Below are 23,069 nucleotides of genomic sequence, written 5' to 3'. Positions count from 1 at the left end.
AATTTAAAAGAACAGGATTTTTAGTCCTGTTTTTTTTTGGCTTGATTTTAGGAGACCTATTTGCTTACTATCCTCTATTTTATATTAAATTTACCAACTAGCATTAATTTGATTGAAAACTGCAACTAAAATTCGTTGGCTTTTATTTTTAGTAACTCTTGGGTTATTTGCCACGTCTTTAACCGCCAGATGGGCAGCAACCAAATTAGTTAACTTTATAGATGTTGCCGATAAGATTACAGCCGAATTAGGAGCCAAAGAAACCTTGGTTTATGATTATTTAACCAGCACTGAAGGCTACAACCAGTTAAAAAGCTTAGATAAAGATGCCGACTTAGCTATTGAAACCATCCAATATTTTACCAGTAAGAACATCTTTTTTCAAACCTATAAAAACAATAAGCTTCATTTTTGGTCTGATGCCATTATTAACACCAACAACGTTCAGGGATTAAAAGAAGGAACAAGCTTTGTAGAATATCCAAACGGCTGGTATGAAGTGATTAAAAAAACAGAAAACAACTTCTTTGTAGTTTTCTTAATCCCGGTAAAATCAAATTATCCTTATCAAAACAAATATTTAAATAGTGGCTTTAAGCAAGATTTAATTATCGATAAAACAGTTGATATAGCCAAATTATCTGATTTTCCCGTTGCTGATATTAAGAATATTGCGGGTAGATATTTATTCTCTATCAAGAAAAGCATTATCAACAATAATGTGCCTTACAGTAAAATAGAAATTACTATGTGGGCATTAGGATTCATTATTTTAGGTTTATTAATTAATAGCATTTGTAAATTCTATGCCGATAATGGCTCGCCGGGTTTAGCTGCATTTTTTTTAACCATCACTTTTTGCTTACTAAGGTATTTGGGATTGAAATATCATTTTCCGGAAGCTTTGTACAGCCTCGAATTATTTAACCCCAATATTTACGCCTCCAACTTTTACTTTCCATCTTTTGCAGATTTAGGCTTAAATGTGATGACTTTATTATGGATTGTGATTTTTATTCACAGCTATAAGCTTAAAATTTTTAAACCTATTAATAACCCTTGGATGGGTTATCCTATACTAATTTATGGGATAATAGTAGCAATAGTAGTTTCCTATTTATACTCCGACATCTTTTTTGGCTTTGTATTTAATTCTAACATCAACTTTAAAGTTTCTAATTTAATTAACCTAAACTGGATAAGTCTTGTTGGTGTTTTAATATTGATGCTTGCTTTATTTGCCTACTATTTAATCATAGATATTCTCATCACGTTTTCGTCTTTTATTAAAATTAGCATTAAGCAAAAACTAATTTTATTGGCTATAATTTTTGTGCTGTTTAATGTTTATGAGTTGTTTTTTAGCAACTATAGCGTATTTTTTATTCTCATCTTTTGTTTGGTTTTAATTGTTGGCAGATTAATTTACTATTATAATGGTAAAATTATTTTTCCGGCTTTACTACTCATTTCTTTACTTTTTGCCACTTTAGTTTCTATTAAATTAAATAGGTTTGAGAATGTAAAGGAATTAGAAATTAGAAAACGCTTGTTATTAAAACTGCAATCGGCTGATGACCCTTACTCTATTATTTCTTTTGTTGAAATAGAAAAAGAGATTCCAAATGACGAAGAATTAAAGCAAATGCTGGCAGGCAAATCATTTACCAGCAAACAGCTCAATAACCGTTTTAATAAACTTTATTTAGGCGGCGACTTAAACAAGTTTGATTACCGTATTTACCTGTTTAACAACACCGACTCTATTATTAATTCTAAAAAAACAATAAGTCTTCATAATTACCGGCAACTGGTAGAAAACGGTGCCTTAAAAGTGAGTGAATATTTTTATAGGCGAAATAACACCTTGGGTTCACAAAATTATTTTGCTATTATCCCTTTAATAGAGAATAATGTTAAACTAGGTACCATCATCCTTGAATTACAATCTAAAGATTTTGAAAGATATGGTGCTTTTCCTCAGCTTTTACAAAACGGAAAGTTAGACCAACGAGTTGATTTTGTAGATTATTCTTACGCCTTTTATGATAATAAAAAATTAGTTAACCAGTACGGAAATTATGTTTATGACCTTAAAAACAAAGACTTTACCGGCAAACTTAAAGACTTTGTAATTTTAAAAAAGAATGGGTTTGATCACATCATCTATCAGCCTAGCATCAACAATATTATCATTATCACACACCCGTCAAACACATTTTGGAGAGAGCTGGCTTCCTTATCTTTCTTCTTTATTTTGTTTCTTATTTTTTCGCTCATCATCGTCTCTTATAAATGGATTTGGAAATTATTTAAATCTTATGAATTTGGTTTCAAAAGATTAAAGTTTACACTTTTTATTGGGAATAATAAAATCCTTTACAGAACAAGAATTCAAATTGCACTGGTTTTAGCGGTAGTAAGTTCTTTATTAATTATTGGGATTATTACTTTTTCTTACATCTCTATCCAATACAAAGAGCAGCAACAAGATTTAATTAAAAACAAAATCAAAGTAATTGCCGAAGCTTTTGAAAGTAACATATCAAACGACTCTCCTGCAGATAATAATCAGAATAATAACCTCTCTTTTGAGGAGTTTTCAAAAATGTACAACACCGATCTTAACTTATTTGACACCAATGGGAAACTACTTTTTTCTACTCAAAATAAGATTTTTGTGATTGGCTTAATAGCCGATAGAATGAACCCTATTGCTTTTATCAACTTAAATTTACAGCAAAAATCAGAATTTATTCAGGAAGAAAATATCGATAAGCTACAATTTACATCCGCTTACAGACCTATAAAAAATGCAAATAACGATGTTATTGCATATTTACAGTTACCCTACTTTTCTAATTTAGATGATTACAATCAAAAAATAGGAACCTTTCTAAACCTATTAATCAATATTTACGTTCTTGTTTTTGTTGCTATTGGTTTTTTTGCTTTTGTGGTTGCCAATCAAATTACCAGCCCACTTAGTTTAATACAAGAAAGTATTTCTAAAACCATGATTGGTAAAAAGAACAAACCTATAGAGTGGAAAAGAAACGATGAAATTGGCAGCTTAATTAAAGAGTATAATTCTATGATTGAAACCTTAGAAGAAAACGCCAATAAACTAGCCCAATCTGAAAGAGAAATTGCCTGGCGAGAGATGGCAAAACAGGTGGCTCATGAAATTAAAAACCCACTTACTCCATTAAAGTTAGGTATCCAAATGTTGGATAGATCTTGGCGAGATAAAGACGTTAATTTTGATGATAAGTTTCAAAAATTTAGTAAATCTTTTTTAGAGCAAATAGATAGCTTAAGTAGAATTGCATCAGAATTTTCAAACTTTGCTAAAATGCCCGAGCTAAAATTAGAGGAGGTAAACTTATTAGACGTACTCAATAGGGCAACTCAGGTTTACGGGCAAATGGAAGGCATAAAAATTATCACAAATGAAAATGAACTACAAAATCATTTAATTCTTGCTGATAAGGATCAACTGCTTAGATCATTCAATAACTTACTTAAAAACGCCATTGAAGCTTCAACAGATGATAAAGAAGGCATTATCACCATTAATGGCATAGTAACTAACAATAAAATAGAGGTAACCATTAAGGATAATGGCAGTGGTATTCCCGAAAGTTTGAGAGACCGCATATTTGTTCCAAATTTTACTACAAAAAGCTCTGGTACCGGCTTAGGACTTGCATTTGTTAAGCAGGCTATAGAAAATATGGGCGGAATCATTTATTTTACTACCGAAATTAATGTTGGAACCACCTTTCACATCATTCTACCTTTAGTAAATTAATGATCAGAAAGTATTTAATCGGCTTCCTTTTAATACTTTCAGCTACTTATTGCTATGCACAAACTCCAAGTTTTTCTACCTTAAAAAAAATCGCTGTAAAAGATTCGGTTTTCTTAGATTCATTAAGCATTGTTCCCAATAGTTTTAAGCTATTTAACGGCGCTATAGAAATTAGCCCTATTACTTACCAAATAAATTATGCCAGCACTTTATTAACCTATAAAATTAAACCGCAAACAGATTCGGTTACGGTTAAATACTTTACTTTACCCTTATTGCTTTCTCAAAAAAGATTCAATAAAAACCCTTCATTAATAGAAGAAGAAGTCATAAATAACAAGCCTTACATTTATACTGCTGCTAAAGAAGAGAATGCGGTTTTTAATTTTGAAGGCTTTAACAAAAGCGGAAGCATCTCTCGTGGAATTGGCTTTGGAAACAATCAGGATTTAGCCGTAAACTCAAATTTGGTGCTTCAGCTATCAGGTAAACTAAATAATGAAATTGAAATTTTAGCCGCTATTTCTGATGATAATATTCCCATCCAACCTGAGGGAAATACACAACAAATTAATGATTTTGATAAGGTTTTTATTCAGCTTAAGCGACAAGGAACTACCCTTATAGCCGGAGATTATGAATTGCGTAAACCTGATAGTTATTTTACCAACTATTTTAAAAGAACACAAGGCGCATTTGCTTCTAATAATTTTAAAGATAAAAAAGGGAACGAGTATGAAACTGGTTTTGCCGGGGCAGTTGCCAAAGGCAGGTCTGCCAGAAACTTATTTGATGGTATAGAAGGTAATCAAGGACCTTATCGTTTAACCGGGAACAATGGCGAACAATTTGTTATTGTAATATCTGGTACAGAAAGAGTTTTTTTAGATGGGAATTTATTGTTGAGAGGCCAAGACAATGATTATATAATGGATTATAATACTGCCGAACTTTCTTTCACCACCAAAAGGCTCATCACCAGAAATTCAAGAATTATTGTAGAATTTGAATATTCTGATAAGGTTTTTGCCCGCAGTTTATTTCAGCTCAACCAAAGTTATAAGAGCAAAAAATTAAAATTGGGCTTTAATTATTATTCAGAACAAGATAATCCGGATAGACCATTTCTACAAAGTTTAAACAACAGTCAAAAACAATTTTTACAAGAAATAGGCAACCAAACAAATAATGCAGTTTTTCCAAATGTAGATAGCATTGCTTTTAATGAAAATGAAATTTTATACAAAAAGATAGATACTTTAGGCTTTAACGATGTTTACGTTTATGCCACCCAACCCAGCCAGGCAAAGTACAGAGTGGGTTTTACATTTGTGGGAAGCAATAAAGGGAATTATAAGATTAACACAAATTCTGTAGCAAACGGCAGGGTTTATGTGTTTACGCCACCCATAAATGGTTTTTTGCAAGGAGATTATGCACCTGTTACCTTATTAATTACCCCAAAAAAACAACAATTAATTACGCTTAACGCTGATTATAAGTTAAGCGCTAAAACCAGTATATTTTCTGAAGTTGCCTTAAGTAATAACGACTTAAACCTTTACTCTGATTTACAAAATGAGCAGAATAAAGGCATGGCTTACAAATTAATACTTCAAGATAAGCGCCTGTTAAAAGGAACAGATTCTACCGGCTTAAAGCTGAATAGTAGACTGAGCTATGAATATGTAAACCAACAGTTTAAACCCTTAGAAAGATACAGACCGGTAGAGTTTGATAGAGATTTTAATTTTAGAGGAACCGCCTTACAAAGCGCCAATGAATATTGGAGCACTTTAAGTTTGCAACTTTTTAAATCAGATGTAAAACAGCTTACCTACAATGTATCAAGTTTTATTAGAGGGCAAAGTTATGATGGCTTGCAACAAGGTTTAGGCATCAATTACCAAAATAAGGGCTATAAATTTAGCTATAATGGAAGCCTACTAAACGCATCAATTGCAAATGATAAAGGCAATTTCTTAAAACAAAAATTTGGCTTTGCTAAACTTTATAAAACCATAGAAGGTGGTTTTATTTTTGAGCAAGAAAATAATAAAACAAAGAATCAACTTACAGATACATTAACTTTTCAATCTTTTGCATTTAGACAGTACGAATTCTTTTTTAAATCGGCTGATAAAGCTAAAAGAGAGTTTTTATTGCAATACAACCAGCGTTTTGATGATCTACCAATTGGAACTAATTTACAAGCTTACAGCAAAGCAAATACTTTTACTGGCAAACTTATTTTAAGTAAAAATGTGAAATCTACTTTGGCTGTAAATGCCACTTACAGATCCTTAACTTATATTAACAACAGCGCTGTAAACAAAAATGAAGAAACACTTTTAGGCCGAGTGGATTATAATTTTTCGGCAGTAAAAGGCTTGTTCAATTTAAACTCTTTTTATGAATTAGGTACGGGACAAGAGCCTAAAAGAGAATTTATTTATTTAGAAGTTGCGGCCGCACAAGGTGTTTATTCTTGGAATGATTATAATGGGAATGGCATTAAAGAATTAAATGAGTTTGAGATTTCAAGATATCCTGATCAAGCCAGATACATTAAGGTTTTTAGGCCCAATAACGAATTTATCAGATCTAACTTTACCAATATTAACCAAACATTAACCATTAATCCTGCTTCAGTTTTTAAAAACATACAAGCTAAATTCTCCTCGTTTATAGCTAAACTTTCTAACATCACTTCTTTAAGAATTGATAAAAAAGTATTAGCCGGCGATGGAATTCTTTTTAATCCTTATCAAACCCAAATTGATGGCAATGATTTAATTGCGCTAAATTCATTTGTAAGAAATACCTTGTTTTTTAACAGAGCTAATCCTGTTTTTGGTTTAGATGTTAATATTCAAAAAACGGGCAGTAAATTATTGTTAACCAATGGCTTTGATAGCCGAGACCGACAAGAACAGGGCTTAAGGTTAAGATGGAATTTTATCAGAAAAAGCAATTTTATTGTTCAAATAAATCAGGGGAATAAAAATTTTAGTTCCGAATTATTTACCGAAAGAAACTACCGAATAAATTATTTGTCATTGCAACCCGAGTTTGGTTATCAGTTTAGCACTGATTTTAAAACCACTTTAACGCTTAATTTAATGAATCAAAAAAATGAAGCGTCTTTGGGTGGCGAGAAAACTTTTAATACCAAATTAGGTACAGAATTAAGGTATAATCTAATAAAAAAGGGAACAGTTTCTGCGCAGTTAAACCTCATCAATAATAAATTTGAAGGAAAAAATAACTCGGCAATAGCCTATGAATTATTAGATGGTTTACAGCCAGGCAGCAATACAACTTGGTCGGCAGGTTTTCAAAGAACCATTTCTAATGGCATTCAATTAAATTTTACTTATGAAGGCAGAAAGTCTAACGAAGTAAAAACTATTCATACCGGAGGCTTACAAGTAAGAGCTTATTTTTAAATAAAAAAAGCTCGAGTTTTAAATAAACCCGAGCTTTTTATGAATATGTTTTTTAAATCTATTTTAAAGCAAAAGTTCCTCTGCCCATGGTATAACCATCTGCATAAAGAATTACAGTGTAGTTACCTACCTGAAAAGGACTTCTATTATTCCAATCTATTGTGAAATTTTTAGCTTCTCCGTTAAATTCAAGAGCAGTTTTATAAGTGTACTGTAGCTCTTGGTCGTTAGCTACAAATGTGCCACCCTCGCCAGTAATTAAATTTCCGGCAGGGTCTAAAATCCTCATATAAATATCATGAGTGCCTTTTTCTGCAATTGGGTTGGTATTAATAGTAAAATTAACTTTAATTTTTTGAGCAGTGCTTGCTTTTGTTACCCCTATTTCTTTGCCACTGGTTCTACTTCTAAATGCTCCAATTTGTAAGGAAGATGTTTTAATTGCTGCACCCGCTTTTACTTTAACAAATAACGAATCGTTCTTTTTACTCAAATTATCTGCTAATTGCTTTACGCTGGTTACGGTAGTTTTTAAGCTATCTCTCTCCCCTGTTAGCATAGCGTTTTGCTTTTGCAGCTGATCTATATCGCCAGTATATTTATTTACAAAATACCGCAATTGTTTCACATCTTCTTTGGCTTTTGCCAGCTCTCCGGCTGTTAATTGCCCTTTTCCTAAAGCAACCCTTAGCTGTGCAATTTTAGCTTTTAACTCCTCATCCTTTACTTTTAACTCCTCAGATAATTGCCCTGTAGAGCTATTTGCTTGCTCTAACTCGGTTTCTAATTTTTCTAGTTCTGTTTGTAGAGCTGTTTTATCATCATTAACCGTGACCACTCTTTGATCACTTTTGTTTTTTTGGAAGAAAAGATAAACATTGGTTCCTAAAAGCGCTACAATTACCGCAATAAGAAAGTAGATTTTGTTTGTATCCTTCTTCTTTTGCCCTTGATTTTCCATTTTGTTCTAGTTTATTGTTTATAAAAGTCACAATTATTGTTCCAAAAAGCCTTAAAAATGATCAGGATTCCTTTTTGAAAATTTGTTATCAATATGTTTAAACGAAATTAAAATCGTTAACAATATTTTGGCCTCGAAGTTAATTTTTTAAACGTATTAAATAAATATTTTTTTTTGCTACTCATTTCCTTTCTTATTTTTTTAAAATACCGTACTCAAATTTTAGAAATTCAATATATTGAAAGCTTTACATCAGATTATCTATCTTTGAACGTTAAAGTCAAAATCAAAAATTCATAAATGAAGTTCTTCAATTATTTATCCTCTGCACTATTATTAACCCTATTTTTAAATAATGCTCAGGCTCAGCAATCCATTATTCCTAAAAGAGAATTTAGAGGCGTTTGGGTGGCTACAGTGGTAAACATAGATTGGCCAACAAAGCCAGGATTAACAACAAAGCAGCAAAAAGACGAATTCATAAAATTATTAAATGAGCATCAGCGACAAGGCATAAATGCTATTATGTTTCAAATTAGGCCTGCAACCGATGCTTTTTACGCAAAAAGTGAGGAACCTTGGTCGCAATATTTAACAGGTAAGCAAGGGCAAGCTCCAAATCCATTTTATGATCCTTTACAGTTTGCAATAGAAGAATGCCATAAAAGAGGCATGGAATTACATGCTTGGTTTAATCCATACAGAGCTTCATTTGACGGAAAAGAAGAAACCATCAGCGCTAACCACATTACCAAAAATAAGCCCGAGTGGTTTTTTAAATACGATGGCAAAAAATTATTCAATCCGGGTTTGCCCGAAGTAAGAGCCTACATCAATAAAATTATTTTAAACGTAGTAGATAATTATGATATAGACGGAGTACACTTTGATGATTATTTTTACCCTTACGCCATAAAAGGGCAGGTAATTGATGATACTGAGGCTTTCATTCTACACAATAATGGTATTAAAGATATTAAGGATTGGCGACGATATAATGTTGATGAATTAATTCATCAATTAAGTGATAGCATTCATGCTCACAAAGCTTATATGAAATTTGGAATTAGCCCATTTGGGATTTGGAAAAACAAATCACAAGATCCACAAGGTTCTGAAACTTTTGGAGGCGATTCTTATTATGGCTTATATGCCGATTCTAAAAAATGGGTACAAAAAGGTTGGGTAGATTATATCAACCCGCAAATTTACTGGTCTTTTGAAACTAAAGCGGCTCCATATAACAAATTAGTTGATTGGTGGAGCGAAAACAGTTTTGGAAGACATTTATACATTGGGCAAGGCGCTTACAGAATTAACGCCACAAAAGATTTAAGCTGGAAAAGCCCAACTCAATTTACACGCCAAATTTCTTATAACAGGTTAAACTCAAGGGTACAAGGAAGTGTGTTTTTTAGTTCAAAATCTTTAACCAACAACCCTTTAGGTATTGCAGATACATTGGCTAACAAATATTACAGGAGCCTTTCTTTACCTCCTTTAATGCTTTGGTTAGATTCTGTAGCGCCTAACAAACCACAAAATTTACTAGCCGTAGAAGATGATAAAGGAATTCTTTTAAGTTGGAAATTACCCCTAGTTTCTAAAACTATTGGAAAAGATAAGACTTATGGCTTTGTAGTTTACAGATTTAATGAGGGTGAGGAGATGAATTTAGACAATGCAAGTAATATGAAAGCAATATATTACGGCGATATTACTTCTTGGGAAGATAGAGGCGTAGAAAAAGGAAAGACTTATACCTACGTAGTGACTACATTAGATAGGGTAAAAAATGAGAGTGAACCCTCTACACCATTCATTATATCGGTTAAAACAGGCAAAACTAATCCCAAACCATAAAATATTTATTGAAGCCAAATATTTTATAATTAAACTTGTTACCAGAAGACAGAACATTTCTGTCTTTTTTTTATTTAGTTTTAAAGCATTATTTATTGAAATAAGACGTTAATGATAGCTGTGACAACAGGGTTCGAAAAATTTAAGGATATGTTAAAGAAGGTTTTTTTAGGAATATTTATTACAGCTACTTTAGCTTGTAATGCCGCTCCATGGATAAATAACAGTCCAAGGGTAAATAAAGAAGTGCCGGGTTCTAATAATTTAAAACCCGATCCTCAGCAAGCATTAATTACCAAAGAAATAGCCACATTGGTTACCTCTTTCAATTATAAAAAAGTTGAATTGAATGATTCTATGGGTTCTGTAATTTTTGATAATTACATTAAAGGAATGGATCCTAACAAGAGCTACTTTTTAGCTGCTGATGTGACTGATTTTGAGCAATACAGAAAAACATTTGATGATGATTTAAAAGCTGGAGATTTAACTCCTGCATTTTACATGTTTAATGTTTATCAAAAGAGATACAATGAAAAGTTGAGTTTTTCTGTGAAAGCCTTAGCGCAAAACTTCGATTTTACTAAAAACGAGTCTTATGTTTATGATAGAGAAAAACTGCCTTGGTTTAAAAACGATGCAGAAAGCAATCAATCATGGACTAAGAAAGTGAAGTATGATTTTGTGAACTTAAAATTGGCTAAAAAGACTGATACAGAAATTAAAGATGCATTAAAGAAAAGGTATGAAAACCTAATCAGCCAATCAAATAAGATCAATAATCAAGATGCTTTTCAAGTGATTATGACGGCTTTTACAGAATCTATAGACCCGCATACTAGTTATTTTAATCCAGCCAATGCCGCTAATTTTAATATTGATATGGCTAGGTCTTTAGAAGGAATCGGCGCAACATTATCGTCTGAAAACGAATTTGTAACCATTAAAAGTGTAGTAACTGGTGGTCCGGCTGATAAAAGCAAGCAAATAAAAATTGATGATAAAATTATTGGAGTTGCCCAAGGTAATGAAGACTTTGTAGATGTGGTAGGCTGGCGTTTAGATAATGCCATTTCTTTGATTAGAGGTAAAAAAGGGACTACCGTACGACTTAAAATTTTATCTAAAGACCAAGATCTTTCTGCCACACCAAAAATTGTACAAATGGTGCGTGAGAAAATTATTCTTGAAGATCAATCGGTAAAGAAAACCATTAAATCTATACAAAGAGACGGTAAAACTTTCACTTATGGCATTATAGAAATTCCTGCTTTTTATGCAGATTGGAAAGCCATGCAAGCTGGCGAGGCTAATTATAAATCAACAACCAGAGATGTGAAATTGATTTTAGATTCTCTAAAAAGTCAAAACATTGATGGCATTATTATAGACGTACGTAGCAATGGTGGTGGTTCTTTGTTAGAGGCTATAGAGCTTACCGGCTTATTTATTAAAACTGGCCCGGTAGTGCAAGTACGTGATTTACGCAACCGAGTAGAGGTAGATAAAGATGAAAATCCATCAGTAAGTTGGACAGGCCCCATGGCAGTAATGACAGATCGTTTTAGCGCTTCGGCATCAGAAATTTTTGCTGGTGCAATACAAGATTATGGTCGTGGAATTGTTATCGGTAACACCACTTATGGAAAAGGAACGGTACAATCTGCTATTGATATGAAAAGGGTTAACCCCGATTTAGGCGATAGAGGCGGACAAATAAATTTAACAACAGGTAAGTTTTATCGCATCAGCGGAAGCTCAACCCAACATAAAGGAGTAGTACCAGATATTGAATTTCCTACTATTTTTCCAGCAGATAAATATGGCGAGAGTTCTGAAAAAGCTGCACTTCCCTGGGACGAAATCAAAAGCAGTACTTACACAAAATATACTGATTTAAGCAACCCAATTGCTTTATTAAAGTCTACTCATGATGCCAGAATGAAGAGCAGTAAAGAGTTTAATTACTTATTGCAAGACATTACAGAATTTAAAAAGAGAGATACAGAAGATTCTCTTCCGCTAAATGAGCAAGCGTTAAGAAAACAACGCGATGAATTGGAATTAAAAAACTTTGAGCGTGAAAATCAAAGAAGAGTTTCTAGAGGTTTAGCTGCCTTAAAGAAAGGCGAATCTAAGCCTGCTAAAGAAGAAAATTACGACTTTGTGAGGGATGAAACTTTACAAATAGTTACTGATTTCATATCAGACCCTAAAGTGGCAAAAAACATAAAACTTTAATTCAATCCCGGCCTTATCAGCCGGGATTTTTTGTATCAAAAAGGTTATATAATTTTTGATAATATCTTTCTAAATTGTGAATGATTGTTTGTTAACTTAAACAAAAATTAATCCCAATGGATAGAAGAAAATTCCTTATCAACACCTCCGTAGCTGGCTTGGCTGCCACCTCAATTGCTTCTACTTCTTTTAAAGCAAGTGAGATTGAATCATCAGGGCAAACCGACAATAATTTATTTAAAGATAATTTTGAGCTCAATGAAGTCACTATAGACCAATTGCAGCAAATGATGAAAGAGGGGAAATTAACTTCTAAATCTATTACTCAACTTTATTTAAAAAGAATTAATGCCATTGATAAAAAAGGCCCAGCCATTAACTCGGTGATAGAAATAAATCCCGATGCTATAAAAATTGCGGAGGAGATGGATAAAGAACGTAAAGCAGGTAAACTTCGTGGTCCAATGCATGGCATCCCGGTATTAATTAAAGATAATATTGATACCGCAGATAAAATGATGACCACTGCTGGCGCAACTGCTTTAATAGGAAATATAGCGAGTGAAGATGCTTTTGTGGTAAAAAAATTAAGAGCAGCTGGTGCGGTTTTGTTGGGAAAAACTAATTTAAGCGAATGGGCAAATTTTCGTTCTACCCGCTCAACCAGTGGTTGGAGCAGTCGTGGTGGGCAAACCCGAATGCCTTATATTTTAGATAGAAATCCATCTGGCTCTAGCGCAGGAACAGGAGCTGCAGTTGCGGCAAATTTATGTGTGATAGGAATTGGTACAGAAACAGACGGTTCTATTACCTCTCCAGCTTCTATTAATGGATTAGTAGGCATTAAACCCACAGTTGGATTAATAAGTCGCAGTGGAATTATCCCAATTTCTGCAACACAAGATACCGCTGGCCCAATGGGACGAACAGTAAAAGATGCCGCTATATTTTTAGGCATTTTAGCCGGAATAGATGCTAAAGATCCTATCACACAAGAAAGTAAAGGAAAAGCAAAAACAGATTATACTCTGGGCTTAGATCCTAATGCATTAAAAGGAAAAAAAATTGGTGTGGAGCGCTCTACATTTACCCGTAGAAATGAAGATGTAATTGCTCTTTTTAGAGAAAACATTGAGCTTTTAAAAGCCCAAGGCGCTACCATTGTAGAAATAGATTTGAATAGCAAAGTAAATGCTGCTTTAGGTAATGCAGAAACCGAAGTGCTGCAATTTGAGTTTAAAGATGGTGTAAATAAATATTTAGCTACAGCTAACGCAAAAGTGAAAACTTTGGCCGATGTAATTGCATTTAACAATGCCAATAAGGAAACCGCGATGCCTTATTTTAAGCAAGAAACACTAATAGCTAGTGACGCAAGAGAAGGTTTAAATAGCAAAGCTTATAAAGATGCGGTAGAAAAACTTATAAAATCTAGATCTATTATTAACGATTTGATGAAAGAAAATCAATTAGATGCACTTTGCGGTGTAAGTAATGGTCCATCAAGTTGTATTGATAATATAAATGGAGATTACGGCACTGGGTTTTCATTTTCTGGTCCGGCGGCTACAGCAGGTTACCCTCATATTACTTTGCCAATGGGCATGATACATGGTTTGCCTGTTGGGATTTCTTTTGTTGCAGGAGCTTATCAGGAAGCCGAAATTATTAAAATAGCGTATGCTTTTGAACAAGCCACCAAAAAAAGAGAAGCACCCAAATTTTTAACTTCAGCTATTCCAAAAGCTGTTTAAATAATCAATTTTATGTGCTTGCGTAATGATAAGTTTAGACTTGTTATTACGCAATTTTTGTTTGAGGGAATGGAAATCAATTAAATCAGTTTTGCATCGGGTTAAACCCTAAAAATCAATTTAATTTTAACGCTACCAAAGGCTTCAGTTTTTCTACCCAACGCATATACATTTGTGCCGAAGGATGAAGCCCATCAGAGGCTATAAGGCTAATATTGGTTGCTGCTTCTCTAGAAATAGGGGTAATATCCAGGTAATTAGCTTGCATTTTTCCTGTTTCCTCTTTGTTAATGGCGTTATAAGCATCAATTTCTTTGGCAATTTGAGTAATTGATCTTCCGCTGTTTTTAGCAAAAGTAGTCACGCCCCAATCAGGTATAGAAATCACAAAAACTCTTTCTGGTTTACCTCCGGCATAATTAATAGCAGTTTGCAAAAGCGCTGCAAATTCTTTTCTGTAAATTTCTATATCGTAATTTCTGTACTGGTTGTTTACCCCAATAAGTAGCGTTACAAAATCATATTTGGGATTTAAAGGCGTAGCTTTAATGTTTTGAATAAGTTCATCAGTTGTCCAGCCGGTTTTAGCTATAATTTTCGGCTCTTCTACAGCACTGCTATCTGTTTTTAAAACTTGTGCCAACTGATAAGGAAAGGATTCGTTTTGCATAACTGCTTCGCCAATAGTGTAAGAATCTCCAAGGGCTAAATAAGTATAAGTTTTCACTGATGAAATAGGTTTAAAGGTTGCATTATTGGGGTTTTGAGCCTCATTATCTTTCTTTGCACATCCACTGCCAATAGTTGCAGATAGGAGAACAATCAACAAACTTTTCATATTTCCTTTTTAAACCAAATCCATACCAAATAATACGGATATATGCCCTTTAAGGATTTCTTTTACCTCTGATAAGTTTACTGGTGCGCCTAACTCTCTTTGCATAGAGGTAACATCTTTATCATCTATTCCGCAAGGAACAATGTTTTTAAAATAATTTAAATCGGCATTTACATTAAAAGCAAAACCATGCATGGTTACCCAACGACTGCAACGTACACCCATTGCGCAAATTTTTCGGGCTTTGTCGTTATCTGCATCTAACCAAACTCCTGTAAAACCAGGGTACCTGCCTGCTGCAATTCCGTAATCTTTTAATGTTAAAATTACGGCTTCTTCTAAAGTTCTAAGGTAAAGGTGTATATCGGTAAAAAAGTTATCCAAATCTAAAATTGGATAACCTACTATTTGCCCCGGCCCATGATAAGTAATGTCTCCGCCCCGGTTTATTTTATAATAAGTAGCTTGCTTTTCTTTTAACGCAGCCTCATCTAAAAGTAAATTCTCGGGTTTACCGCTTTTACCTAAAGTGTAAACATGAGGATGCTCTACAAAAATTAAATGATTAGGAGTAATTACGGCTTCTTCGGGTTGGTTTCTGTTTTTAGTTTTGATGGCAATGGTATCAGAAAAAATTTGCTCCTGCCTATCCCATGCCTGCTGATAATCTAACAAACCCCAATCCTCAAATTTAACTTTTGTATTTTTTATCATTTCTCAGCAACGTAACCAACCATGTAACCCTCAAACCTGTTATAATGTACCGTATAAAACTCTTTAAAATCAGATTTATCTATTTTAGCTTGGAGCGCCCCTTTATCTAAATAATTAAACGCCTCTAAATGGATATGGTTTTTAAACGAAGTTTCTTTCTTTCCGTTTAGTTTATACAAAGCCTCCTTTGCACACCAACAAGCATATAAATGCTCAATTTTATGTTTTTCCTCAATAAAACTAATCTCTTTTGGGCTCATAAATTTATTTTGAACACGTTCAATTTTAGTTTTGATGATCTCGATATCAATTCCTACTTTTTTTGTTTTACTTACCATTACAGCGGCATATTCATGAGAATGACTTAAGGAAATATGATGAGGATGATTCATCAAAACTGGTTTTCCGTTCTCATCTGCCTGGCAATCTATATATTCATCAGTGTTAAGCATTTTCCTGAGCAATACTCGGGTAGCCAACCAATGCAAATTTCTTTTCTCTTTACTTAAAGATCGCAATAAGGTAAGCTCATGTTCTTTAAGTTGAAGTTGCTGTTCTAATTCTTCGGGCGTTTCAGTAATTTTCCATAATGCAATGGAGGTATCTTGATTGATATTTTCCTGAAAAGTAATAGGCATATTTAAATTTATAAAATATCTACAATATTATTTTAAATAAATCATATTTTAGACAAAAGCAAAAATTAACCATGATACTTTCTGATCAACTGATTTTAAAAGAAATAGAAGCCGGAACAATTGTAATTGAACCTTTTAAAAGAGAATGCCTGGGCACCAATTCTTACGATGTACATTTAGGAAAACACCTGGCCTGCTACAAAAGCCGAGAGCTTGATGCAAAAAAACATAATGAAATTGAGCATTTTGAAATTCCTAAAGATGGTTTTGTGCTACAACCTAACACTTTGTATTTAGGCGTAACTTTAGAATATACCGAAACGCATAAACATGTGCCTTTTTTGGAAGGAAAATCAAGCACTGGCAGATTAGGAATTGATATTCATGCTACAGCAGGAAAAGGAGATGTGGGTTTTTGCAACACCTGGACTTTAGAAATATCAGCTACTCAGCCTGTTAAAATTTACGCAGGAATGCCTATTGGTCAGTTAATTTATTTTGTGGTAGAAGGAGAAATTGAAACCATGTACAACACCAAAGGAAATGCAAAATATAATAATAAGACTACCAAACCCGTTGAAAGTATGATGTGGAAAAATCAATTTTAATAGCTATTCACAGAAATATAAAACCTCAAACATTTAGAATAATTTGAGGTTTTTTCTTACAAAGAATAAACCCTTGCTTTAGAAAACAATCTACATACCATGAAAACAAAATACTACTTTATAATTTCAATATTATTTGTCGCTCTAGGGCTATTTGGTTTTATTAGAGATGACGAAGCTTTAAAAAAATTCTTTTCAAACTTCCAAAACTACACTCAAACTCAACCACAAGAAAAAGTTTATTTGCATACAGATAAACCCTATTACGCCATTGGAGACGATATTTGGTTTAAAGCTTATGTTTTAGATGCCCAAAATTTAGGTCCTACCACGCAAAGTAATATTTTATATGTTGATTTAATTAACAGCAGAGATTCCATTAAAAAAACTTTAAGATTACCTCTGATTGCAGGTTTTGGCTGGGGAAATTTCGAATTAAAAGATTCTTTACAAGAAGGCAATTACAGGCTTAGGGCTTACACCACTTGGATGAGAAATTTTGGGGAAGAATTTTATTTTGACCGAACCATTAAAGTGGGTAACGCCTGGACTAACCAAGTGGTTACAAAAACAACCTATACTTTCTCTAAAAGCGGAAACGATGAAAACGTTACTGCCAACATTAATTACAGCAATTTAGATGGTTTTCCTTATGCCAATAAAGAGGTAAGCTACCATGCCGAATTAGATTTTAGAAGCATATCCAAAGGGAAAACCACTACTGATGATAAAGGAGATATCAGCATTACTTTTACCAACGATAAACCTTTTCTATCAAAAACAGGAAGATTAACTACGTCTTTAAAAATAGCCGAAAGCACTATTGTAAACAAGTATATTCCTATTAAAAGTACCTCTAATGAAACCGATGTTCAGTTTTTCCCTGAAGGTGGCGATTTAATTACTGGCGTAAGGAGTCGGGTTGCTTTTAAAGCGATAGGTGCTGATGGTTTGGGTAAAACAATATCTGGCTATATTCAGGATAATGAAAATGGGAGATCAGCAAATATAAGCTCCAAACATCTTGGCATGGGCGTTTTTGCTTTTATACCTCAACAAGGTAAAACTTATGAAGCTGTAGTGAAATTTGCCGATGGTTCTGAGAAAAAATTTAAACTTCCTTTAGCTAAAACAGAAGGACTAAGCTTAAGTTTAACGCCCAACATAAATGATAGCGTTTTAGTAAGAATTGCCACTAATCAGGCTTTCGCCGAAAAAAATATAAATAAAGAATATACCGTAATTGCCCAAAACTCTGGCAACATCGTTTATTCAGGAAAATCAAAACTTTCTGGTCTAAATTTTACAGCTCGCTTAGCGCAATCAAGATTTCCACAAGGAATTACTCAGTTTACCCTTTTAGATGAAAACTTGCTACCAATTGCCGAAAGACTACTTTTTCAATTGCCAAAAAATGTATTAGATCTCAACATCAATCCTGATAAAGAAACCTATCAAAAAAGAAATAAAACCAAGTTGAATATTAAAGCTTTAGACCCTGACGGAAAACCAATTATAGGATCTTTTTCTATGGCTATTACTGATGAAACAAAAGTACCCATTGCCGAAAATGAAGAAAACACCATTTTTTCTACCTTATTGCTAAGCTCAGATATTAAAGGTTATATAGAAAATCCAAACTATTACCTAAATAATGTAAATGAAGAAAAGTTGGCTAATGCCGATATTTTAATGATGACCCAAGGCTGGCGAAGATTTAGCTTGAAAAATATTTATTACAATACCCTCCCTGTTTTAACTTACCAGCCAGAAAAAACATTATCAGTAAGTGGCAAAGTTACTGATGGAAAAAATAAACCTGTTGTTGGTGGTTTGGTCACCATGTTTTCTTCTATGGGTCAGTCTATGCTTATTCAAGCAAAAACCAATGATAGAGGAGAATTTAGTATTGATAGTTTAAACTTTAACGACAGCACAAAGTTTGTGATACAAGCCCGAACAGCAACTGGTAAAAAAAATGTAGATATAGAGTTGTATAATAATCCGCCTCAAATTGTTACTAAAAATGAGAACCAGCCAGATCTTACCGTAAATATTAACGAGTCTATGCAAGCTTATCTTAAAAACAGCAAGACTCAATATGAAGATTGGTTAAAAAATGGAATTGTTAACCGTTCTATTTTACTAAAGGAAATAAAAGTGGTAGATACCAAACCAACCGTTACCAATTCTAGCAACTTAAATGGAGCCGGCTTTGCAGATAGGGTTTTAACTGAAAAAGATTTTCAGTTTGCCACAACTGTAGAGCAAGCTTTACAAGGCCGAGTTGCTGGTTTAATGATGAGTGGCGGTGTAGCTTACATTAGAGGTCAGCCAGCTCAAATTATTATTGATGGAATTTATGTTGAAGCCGATTTTTTAAACAGCATCAACATTCAAGATGTAGAATCTATAGAAGTTCTAAAAAGCATTGCCAATACCGCCATTTACGGCGGTAGAGGTGCTGGCGGGGTCATTATCATCAATACTAAAAGAGGAAAATCAGGCTATGTAAGTAATACTTATGCTCCCGGAATTGTTACTTACTCTCCTATTGGTTTATTTAAACCTAAAGAGTTTTATGTGCCCAATTATGAGAATCCAAAAATCAATACTGAAGTGGCCGATTTAAGAACAACTGTATATTGGAATCCTAACATCGTGACAGATTCTTTAGGGAATGCACAAGTAGAATTCTTTAATGCAGATGGAACAGGGAATTACAAAGTAGTTCTTGAAGGAATGGATTTAAATGGTCATATTGGTAGAAAAGTAATTCGTTACCAAGTTAAACCAGTTCAATAAACCAATTAAATGAATACTATTCAAGTTACCATTAAAGACCGTGTGGCTATCATTTCATTAGACCGAGGAAAGTCTAATGCTATCAATGCAGAAATGGTTGATGAACTTCAAAAAATGATCATCAACATAGAGAAAGATGATAATATTGGCGGCATCATCCTTACCGGAAAAGAAGGTTTTTTTACCGCAGGTTTAGATTTAATTGAGCTTTATGATTATGATGAAGCGCAAATAAAAACCTTTTGGACCAAATTTTTAAACCTCGTTAAAACCTTAACACTTTTTAAGAAACCCATGGTTGCAGCCATTAGTGGTCATAGTCCGGCTGGTGGATGCGTATTATCCATTTGTTGCGATTATAGAGTAATGGCAGAAGGAAAATACATTATTGGTTTAAACGAAGTGCCCGTAGGTATCATCGTTCCTGATAGTATTTTTGAACTTTATGCCTTTTGGATTGGCAAAGCTAAAGCTTACCAAAACCTGTTAGAAGGCAAATTAATGGGTACCGAAGAAGCAAAAAGCATAGGTTTAATAGATGCCATTTCTCCAATAGAATCTTTAATGACTGCTGCTCTTAAAAAAATAAACATTTACTTACAATACGATCCCGTTACGTGGCAGCAAACCAAACTTAATTTAAGAAAAGACCTTATTACAAAAGTTTCTCAAGATCAAACCCATACTTTAGAAATGATGCTGCAACAATGGTGGTCACCAAATACTCGCTCTATTCTTAAAACAATTATCCAAAACCTTCAAAAAAAATAAGATGTACAACCAACCCATGTTAAGAGACAATGCTTTAGCCAATAAAACTTTTGTAGTTACAGGCGGAGGCACAGGTTTAGGCAAAGCGATGAGCACCTACCTTTTAGAATTGGGCGCTAACGTGGTGATTACCTCGCGAAAGCTAGAAGTTTTACAAAAAACCGCCGAAGAATTGGAAGCCAAAACCGGAGGGAAAGTATTAGCCGTAGCCTGCGATGTGCGCTTACCCGAACAAGTTGATGCTGTTTTAGCAGCTACATTAGAAAAATTTGGTAAAGTAGATGGTTTACTTAACAATGCAGCAGGTAATTTCATTTCCCCAACAGAACGCTTATCCGCCAATGCTTTCAGTACTATTATAGATATCGTTTTAAAAGGAACTGTAAACTGTACTTTGGCTTTCGGCAAACATTGGATCAAAGAAAAACAACCCGCTTCTATCCTTAATATTGTCACCACTTATGCTTTTACAGGTTCTGGCTACGTTGTTCCATCTGCTTGTGCAAAAGGTGGTGTTTTAGCCATGACACGCTCTTTAGCTGTAGAATGGGGACATTATCAAATCCGTTGCAACGCCATTGCACCGGGTCCGTTCCCAACAAAAGGTGCTTGGGACCGACTTTTACCGGGAGAAATGGCCGCAAAATTTGATTTTAAAAACCGAGTTCCCTTAAAGCGAGTGGGCGATCATCAAGAATTAGCAAACTTAGCTGCTTATCTTCTATCAGATTTTTCTGGCTACATCAACGGCGAAGTCATCACTATTGACGGCGGCGAATGGCTACAAGGTGCTGGCCAGTTTAACGGCTTAGAAATAGTAACCGATGAAATGTGGGACGGTTTAGAACAAATGATTAGAGGTGCAAAATCGTAGGGATAACCCTCGGGTTATCCTAAATAATTTATCACCCAGATTCAAGGCAAAAGAAATAAAAAATTAAAATTAGGGTGTTTCCCTGCGGGCCAGGCTATCCATTACAATCTTTTCCCATGAAAAATGGGAAAAGGATTTCCATTTCTATCCTTAACACAAAAACCTGTGCATCCTGAATTTTTATTTTAGATAATTAAATGATCTTAATTTCAATTAACATTTATAGAATTATATACTCTATTGATAACATATATTAGTTACCCGAAATGCAATTAAAACCCCTAAACTATGTCACTGGACAAACTTCCCAACTGGCGCAAGTCTTCCGAGCGTGAGAAAAGAGGGTGAGGAGACTTGTGCTTCTACAAAAGAAACAATAAATTTAAAAATGAGTACAATAGATGTATTGCAATAAATATGAACGCACAAGTCAGGCTTTAGCTCAAATCCATTTCACTAAGACTTGCCCCAACTGGCGCAAGTCTTCCGAGCGTGAGAAAAGAGGGTGAGGAGACTTGTGCTTCTACAAAAGAAACAATAAATTTAAAAATGAGTACAATAGATGTATTGCAATAAATATGAACGCACAAGTCAGGCTTTAGCTCAAATCCATTTCACTAAGACTTGCGCTAGTGGGGAAAAGAAATAAATTACTGAGGTAATAGTCGGTAATTTTATAATGCTTGATAAACTCTTACATTTTATATTTTTAAAGGAATGTTATTTCATAATTTAGTAATTACAACTCGCCAAAACCAAGCAATATGAAATCTATCAAAATCTTTATCATCTCGCTCATCAGTTTAGGAATAACATTTATGAGCTGTACAAAAAAAGAAATCGAATCAGCTAGTGCGTTAAATGGGACATGGAAAGTAGTTTCCTATAATGACCTTATACTTAAAACTTCTCTTACCAAGAACTCTTCTAATACATGGTATGACTTCAATAATGGAGATATTTCAGTGAACTTCAATAATTCCAGTTCGTCCAAAGGAACTATTTCTGGAAAAAATGTGACAAATCAATTTAGCGGGGAATATTCAATTATGTCAGAAAATAAAATTGTTATCGACAATTTAATATCGACAGAAATTAACGAACCACAATGGGCTATGATGTTTCATCAAATTGAAAAAGCAGAAAACTTTAATATTTCGGGGAGAAAACTGACTATTTTTTATAATCAAAACAAGAACTCTATAATGTTAGAAAAAGAGTAACTACTAGTGACCCCCCAATATGGCGCAAGAATGAAGGGCAGGGAAAGAGCCTAAATGCTTCTTGTGCTTTATAGAAAGAAAAATAATGAATAAACAAAAGAGTAAAGTTACAAAAACCCATTCTGGTTTACTGCTCCTGCCAGATATAACCATGCAACGAATAATCCATCTAAACATCGCATAATATGCAACGATTATTTCTTTGTGAAAAATCTTTACGCCCTCTGTGGTTAAAAACTCCTCAACAACACTCCTTTTATCATTTAAAATACAACAATTCAAAATATAATACCGTTCAACCTATCCATATTTGCTTTTCACCAAACAATGTTGCATTTTTGCACTGCTTATAGAGAAAGACGGAGGGATTAGACCCTGCGATGTCTTAGCAACCTGTGCAAACAAGGTGCTACATTCTATCCAATCACGATAGTTATCGGAACGGAAAAGATAAGTGAAAGTCTACAACACCTACCCGACTTTTCAAAATAAGCCAAAAAATATCAAGATTTAAGT

Annotated in this window: 14 protein-coding genes and 1 riboswitch; of the genes, 10 read left to right on the top strand and 4 right to left on the bottom strand. The window is 33.8% G+C overall.

Annotated elements, in window-relative coordinates; translation table 11 throughout:
* Positions 1 to 112 precede the first annotated feature (112 nt).
* Together FA046_RS04770 and FA046_RS04765 are read left to right on the top strand one after the other, a co-directional pair.
* Positions 113 to 3,814: an ATP-binding protein gene (locus FA046_RS04770; RefSeq protein ID WP_136825198.1), complete on the top strand. Its 3,702-nt coding sequence runs from the start codon at positions 113 to 115 to the stop codon at positions 3,812 to 3,814.
* Complete coding sequence (locus FA046_RS04765; protein ID WP_136825197.1) at positions 3,814 to 7,263, top strand: hypothetical protein; 3,450 nt, start codon at positions 3,814 to 3,816, stop codon at positions 7,261 to 7,263. Before FA046_RS04770 ends, FA046_RS04765 begins: the two co-directional genes overlap by 1 nt.
* Positions 7,264 to 7,321: 58 nt before the next feature.
* Here the strand turns inward: FA046_RS04765 and FA046_RS04760 are convergent, their stop codons facing one another.
* Positions 7,322 to 8,224: a hypothetical protein gene (locus FA046_RS04760; protein ID WP_136825196.1), complete on the bottom strand. Its 903-nt coding sequence runs from the start codon at positions 8,222 to 8,224 to the stop codon at positions 7,322 to 7,324.
* A gap of 300 nt (positions 8,225 to 8,524) precedes the next feature.
* Here FA046_RS04760 and FA046_RS04755 point away from each other — a divergent pair, with 300 nt between their 5' ends.
* The 3 genes from FA046_RS04755 (at position 8,525) to FA046_RS04745 (ending at position 14,082) form a co-directional block, all read left to right on the top strand.
* A complete protein-coding gene (locus FA046_RS04755) occupies positions 8,525 to 10,087 on the top strand; it encodes a glycoside hydrolase family 10 protein (protein WP_136825195.1) in 1,563 nt (520 codons plus the stop codon).
* Between the two features lie 150 nt (positions 10,088 to 10,237).
* Positions 10,238 to 12,328 carry a carboxy terminal-processing peptidase gene (locus tag FA046_RS04750; RefSeq protein WP_136825194.1) on the top strand — a complete coding sequence of 697 codons (2,091 nt, stop codon included), beginning with the start codon at positions 10,238 to 10,240 and terminating at the stop codon, positions 12,326 to 12,328.
* A 116-nt stretch (positions 12,329 to 12,444) separates the two neighbouring features.
* The gene (locus tag FA046_RS04745) at positions 12,445 to 14,082 is read left to right on the top strand and encodes an amidase (RefSeq protein WP_136825193.1); all 1,638 of its coding nucleotides are present in this window, start codon (positions 12,445 to 12,447) and stop codon (positions 14,080 to 14,082) included.
* A 115-nt stretch (positions 14,083 to 14,197) separates the two neighbouring features.
* Here the strand turns inward: FA046_RS04745 and FA046_RS04740 are convergent, their stop codons facing one another.
* Genes FA046_RS04740 through FA046_RS04730 form a run of 3 tightly spaced genes read right to left on the bottom strand, consistent with a single transcriptional unit; the run spans position 14,198 to position 16,272 of the window.
* Positions 14,198 to 14,920 carry an SGNH/GDSL hydrolase family protein gene (locus tag FA046_RS04740; RefSeq protein ID WP_136825192.1) on the bottom strand — a complete coding sequence of 241 codons (723 nt, stop codon included), beginning with the start codon at positions 14,918 to 14,920 and terminating at the stop codon, positions 14,198 to 14,200.
* Between the two features lie 9 nt (positions 14,921 to 14,929).
* Positions 14,930 to 15,634: a lipoyl(octanoyl) transferase LipB gene (gene lipB / locus FA046_RS04735; protein ID WP_136825191.1), complete on the bottom strand. Its 705-nt coding sequence runs from the start codon at positions 15,632 to 15,634 to the stop codon at positions 14,930 to 14,932.
* Entirely contained in the window at positions 15,631 to 16,272 is a 642-nt protein-coding gene (locus FA046_RS04730; RefSeq protein ID WP_136825190.1) for a 4'-phosphopantetheinyl transferase family protein, read from the bottom strand. The genes lipB and FA046_RS04730 overlap by 4 nt, the downstream gene beginning before the upstream one ends.
* A 71-nt stretch (positions 16,273 to 16,343) precedes the next feature.
* Here FA046_RS04730 and dcd point away from each other — a divergent pair, with 71 nt between their 5' ends.
* The 5 genes from dcd to FA046_RS04705 all read left to right on the top strand — a co-directional run bounded on the left by dcd (position 16,344) and on the right by FA046_RS04705 (position 22,553).
* Positions 16,344 to 16,880, top strand: coding sequence for a dCTP deaminase (dcd, locus tag FA046_RS04725; protein WP_136825189.1), 537 nt, complete (start codon positions 16,344 to 16,346; stop codon positions 16,878 to 16,880).
* A gap of 99 nt (positions 16,881 to 16,979) precedes the next feature.
* On the top strand, positions 16,980 to 19,685 hold the full coding sequence (locus tag FA046_RS04720; protein ID WP_136825188.1) for a carboxypeptidase-like regulatory domain-containing protein: 2,706 nt from the start codon (positions 16,980 to 16,982) through the stop codon (positions 19,683 to 19,685).
* Between the two features lie 9 nt (positions 19,686 to 19,694).
* Positions 19,695 to 20,456, top strand: a complete 762-nt coding sequence (locus tag FA046_RS04715; RefSeq protein WP_136825187.1) for an enoyl-CoA hydratase/isomerase family protein — start codon at positions 19,695 to 19,697, stop codon at positions 20,454 to 20,456.
* Position 20,457: 1 nt separating this feature from the next.
* Entirely contained in the window at positions 20,458 to 21,330 is an 873-nt protein-coding gene (locus FA046_RS04710; RefSeq protein WP_136825186.1) for an SDR family oxidoreductase, read from the top strand.
* A gap of 764 nt (positions 21,331 to 22,094) precedes the next feature.
* Positions 22,095 to 22,553: an META domain-containing protein gene (locus FA046_RS04705; RefSeq protein ID WP_136825185.1), complete on the top strand. Its 459-nt coding sequence runs from the start codon at positions 22,095 to 22,097 to the stop codon at positions 22,551 to 22,553.
* A gap of 344 nt (positions 22,554 to 22,897) precedes the next feature.
* A riboswitch (SAM riboswitch) is annotated at positions 22,898 to 23,010 on the top strand.
* Positions 23,011 to 23,069 lie beyond the last annotated feature (59 nt).

Source organism: Pedobacter cryophilus, assembly GCF_005116455.1.
Classification (GTDB): Bacteria; Bacteroidota; Bacteroidia; order Sphingobacteriales; family Sphingobacteriaceae; genus Pseudopedobacter; species Pseudopedobacter cryophilum.
The sequence above is the reverse complement of the archived record's forward strand: the minus strand, read 5'-3'. Positions and strand labels throughout refer to the sequence as shown.

Bases quoted from the DNA above. Each gene is read 5' to 3' on its own strand.
- FA046_RS04765 (WP_136825197.1), top strand. From the start codon at position 3,814: ATGATCAGAAAGTATTTAATCGGCTTCCTTTTAATACTTTCAGCTACT.
- FA046_RS04760 (WP_136825196.1), bottom strand. From the start codon at position 8,224: ATGGAAAATCAAGGGCAAAAGAAGAAGGATACAAACAAAATCTACTTT.
- FA046_RS04755 (WP_136825195.1), top strand. From the start codon at position 8,525: ATGAAGTTCTTCAATTATTTATCCTCTGCACTATTATTAACCCTATTT.
- FA046_RS04750 (WP_136825194.1), top strand. From the start codon at position 10,238: ATGTTAAAGAAGGTTTTTTTAGGAATATTTATTACAGCTACTTTAGCT.
- FA046_RS04745 (WP_136825193.1), top strand. From the start codon at position 12,445: ATGGATAGAAGAAAATTCCTTATCAACACCTCCGTAGCTGGCTTGGCT.
- FA046_RS04740 (WP_136825192.1), bottom strand. From the start codon at position 14,920: ATGAAAAGTTTGTTGATTGTTCTCCTATCTGCAACTATTGGCAGTGGA.
- lipB (WP_136825191.1), bottom strand. From the start codon at position 15,634: ATGATAAAAAATACAAAAGTTAAATTTGAGGATTGGGGTTTGTTAGAT.
- FA046_RS04730 (WP_136825190.1), bottom strand. From the start codon at position 16,272: ATGCCTATTACTTTTCAGGAAAATATCAATCAAGATACCTCCATTGCA.
- dcd (WP_136825189.1), top strand. From the start codon at position 16,344: ATGATACTTTCTGATCAACTGATTTTAAAAGAAATAGAAGCCGGAACA.
- FA046_RS04720 (WP_136825188.1), top strand. From the start codon at position 16,980: ATGAAAACAAAATACTACTTTATAATTTCAATATTATTTGTCGCTCTA.
- FA046_RS04715 (WP_136825187.1), top strand. From the start codon at position 19,695: ATGAATACTATTCAAGTTACCATTAAAGACCGTGTGGCTATCATTTCA.
- FA046_RS04710 (WP_136825186.1), top strand. From the start codon at position 20,458: ATGTACAACCAACCCATGTTAAGAGACAATGCTTTAGCCAATAAAACT.
- FA046_RS04705 (WP_136825185.1), top strand. From the start codon at position 22,095: ATGAAATCTATCAAAATCTTTATCATCTCGCTCATCAGTTTAGGAATA.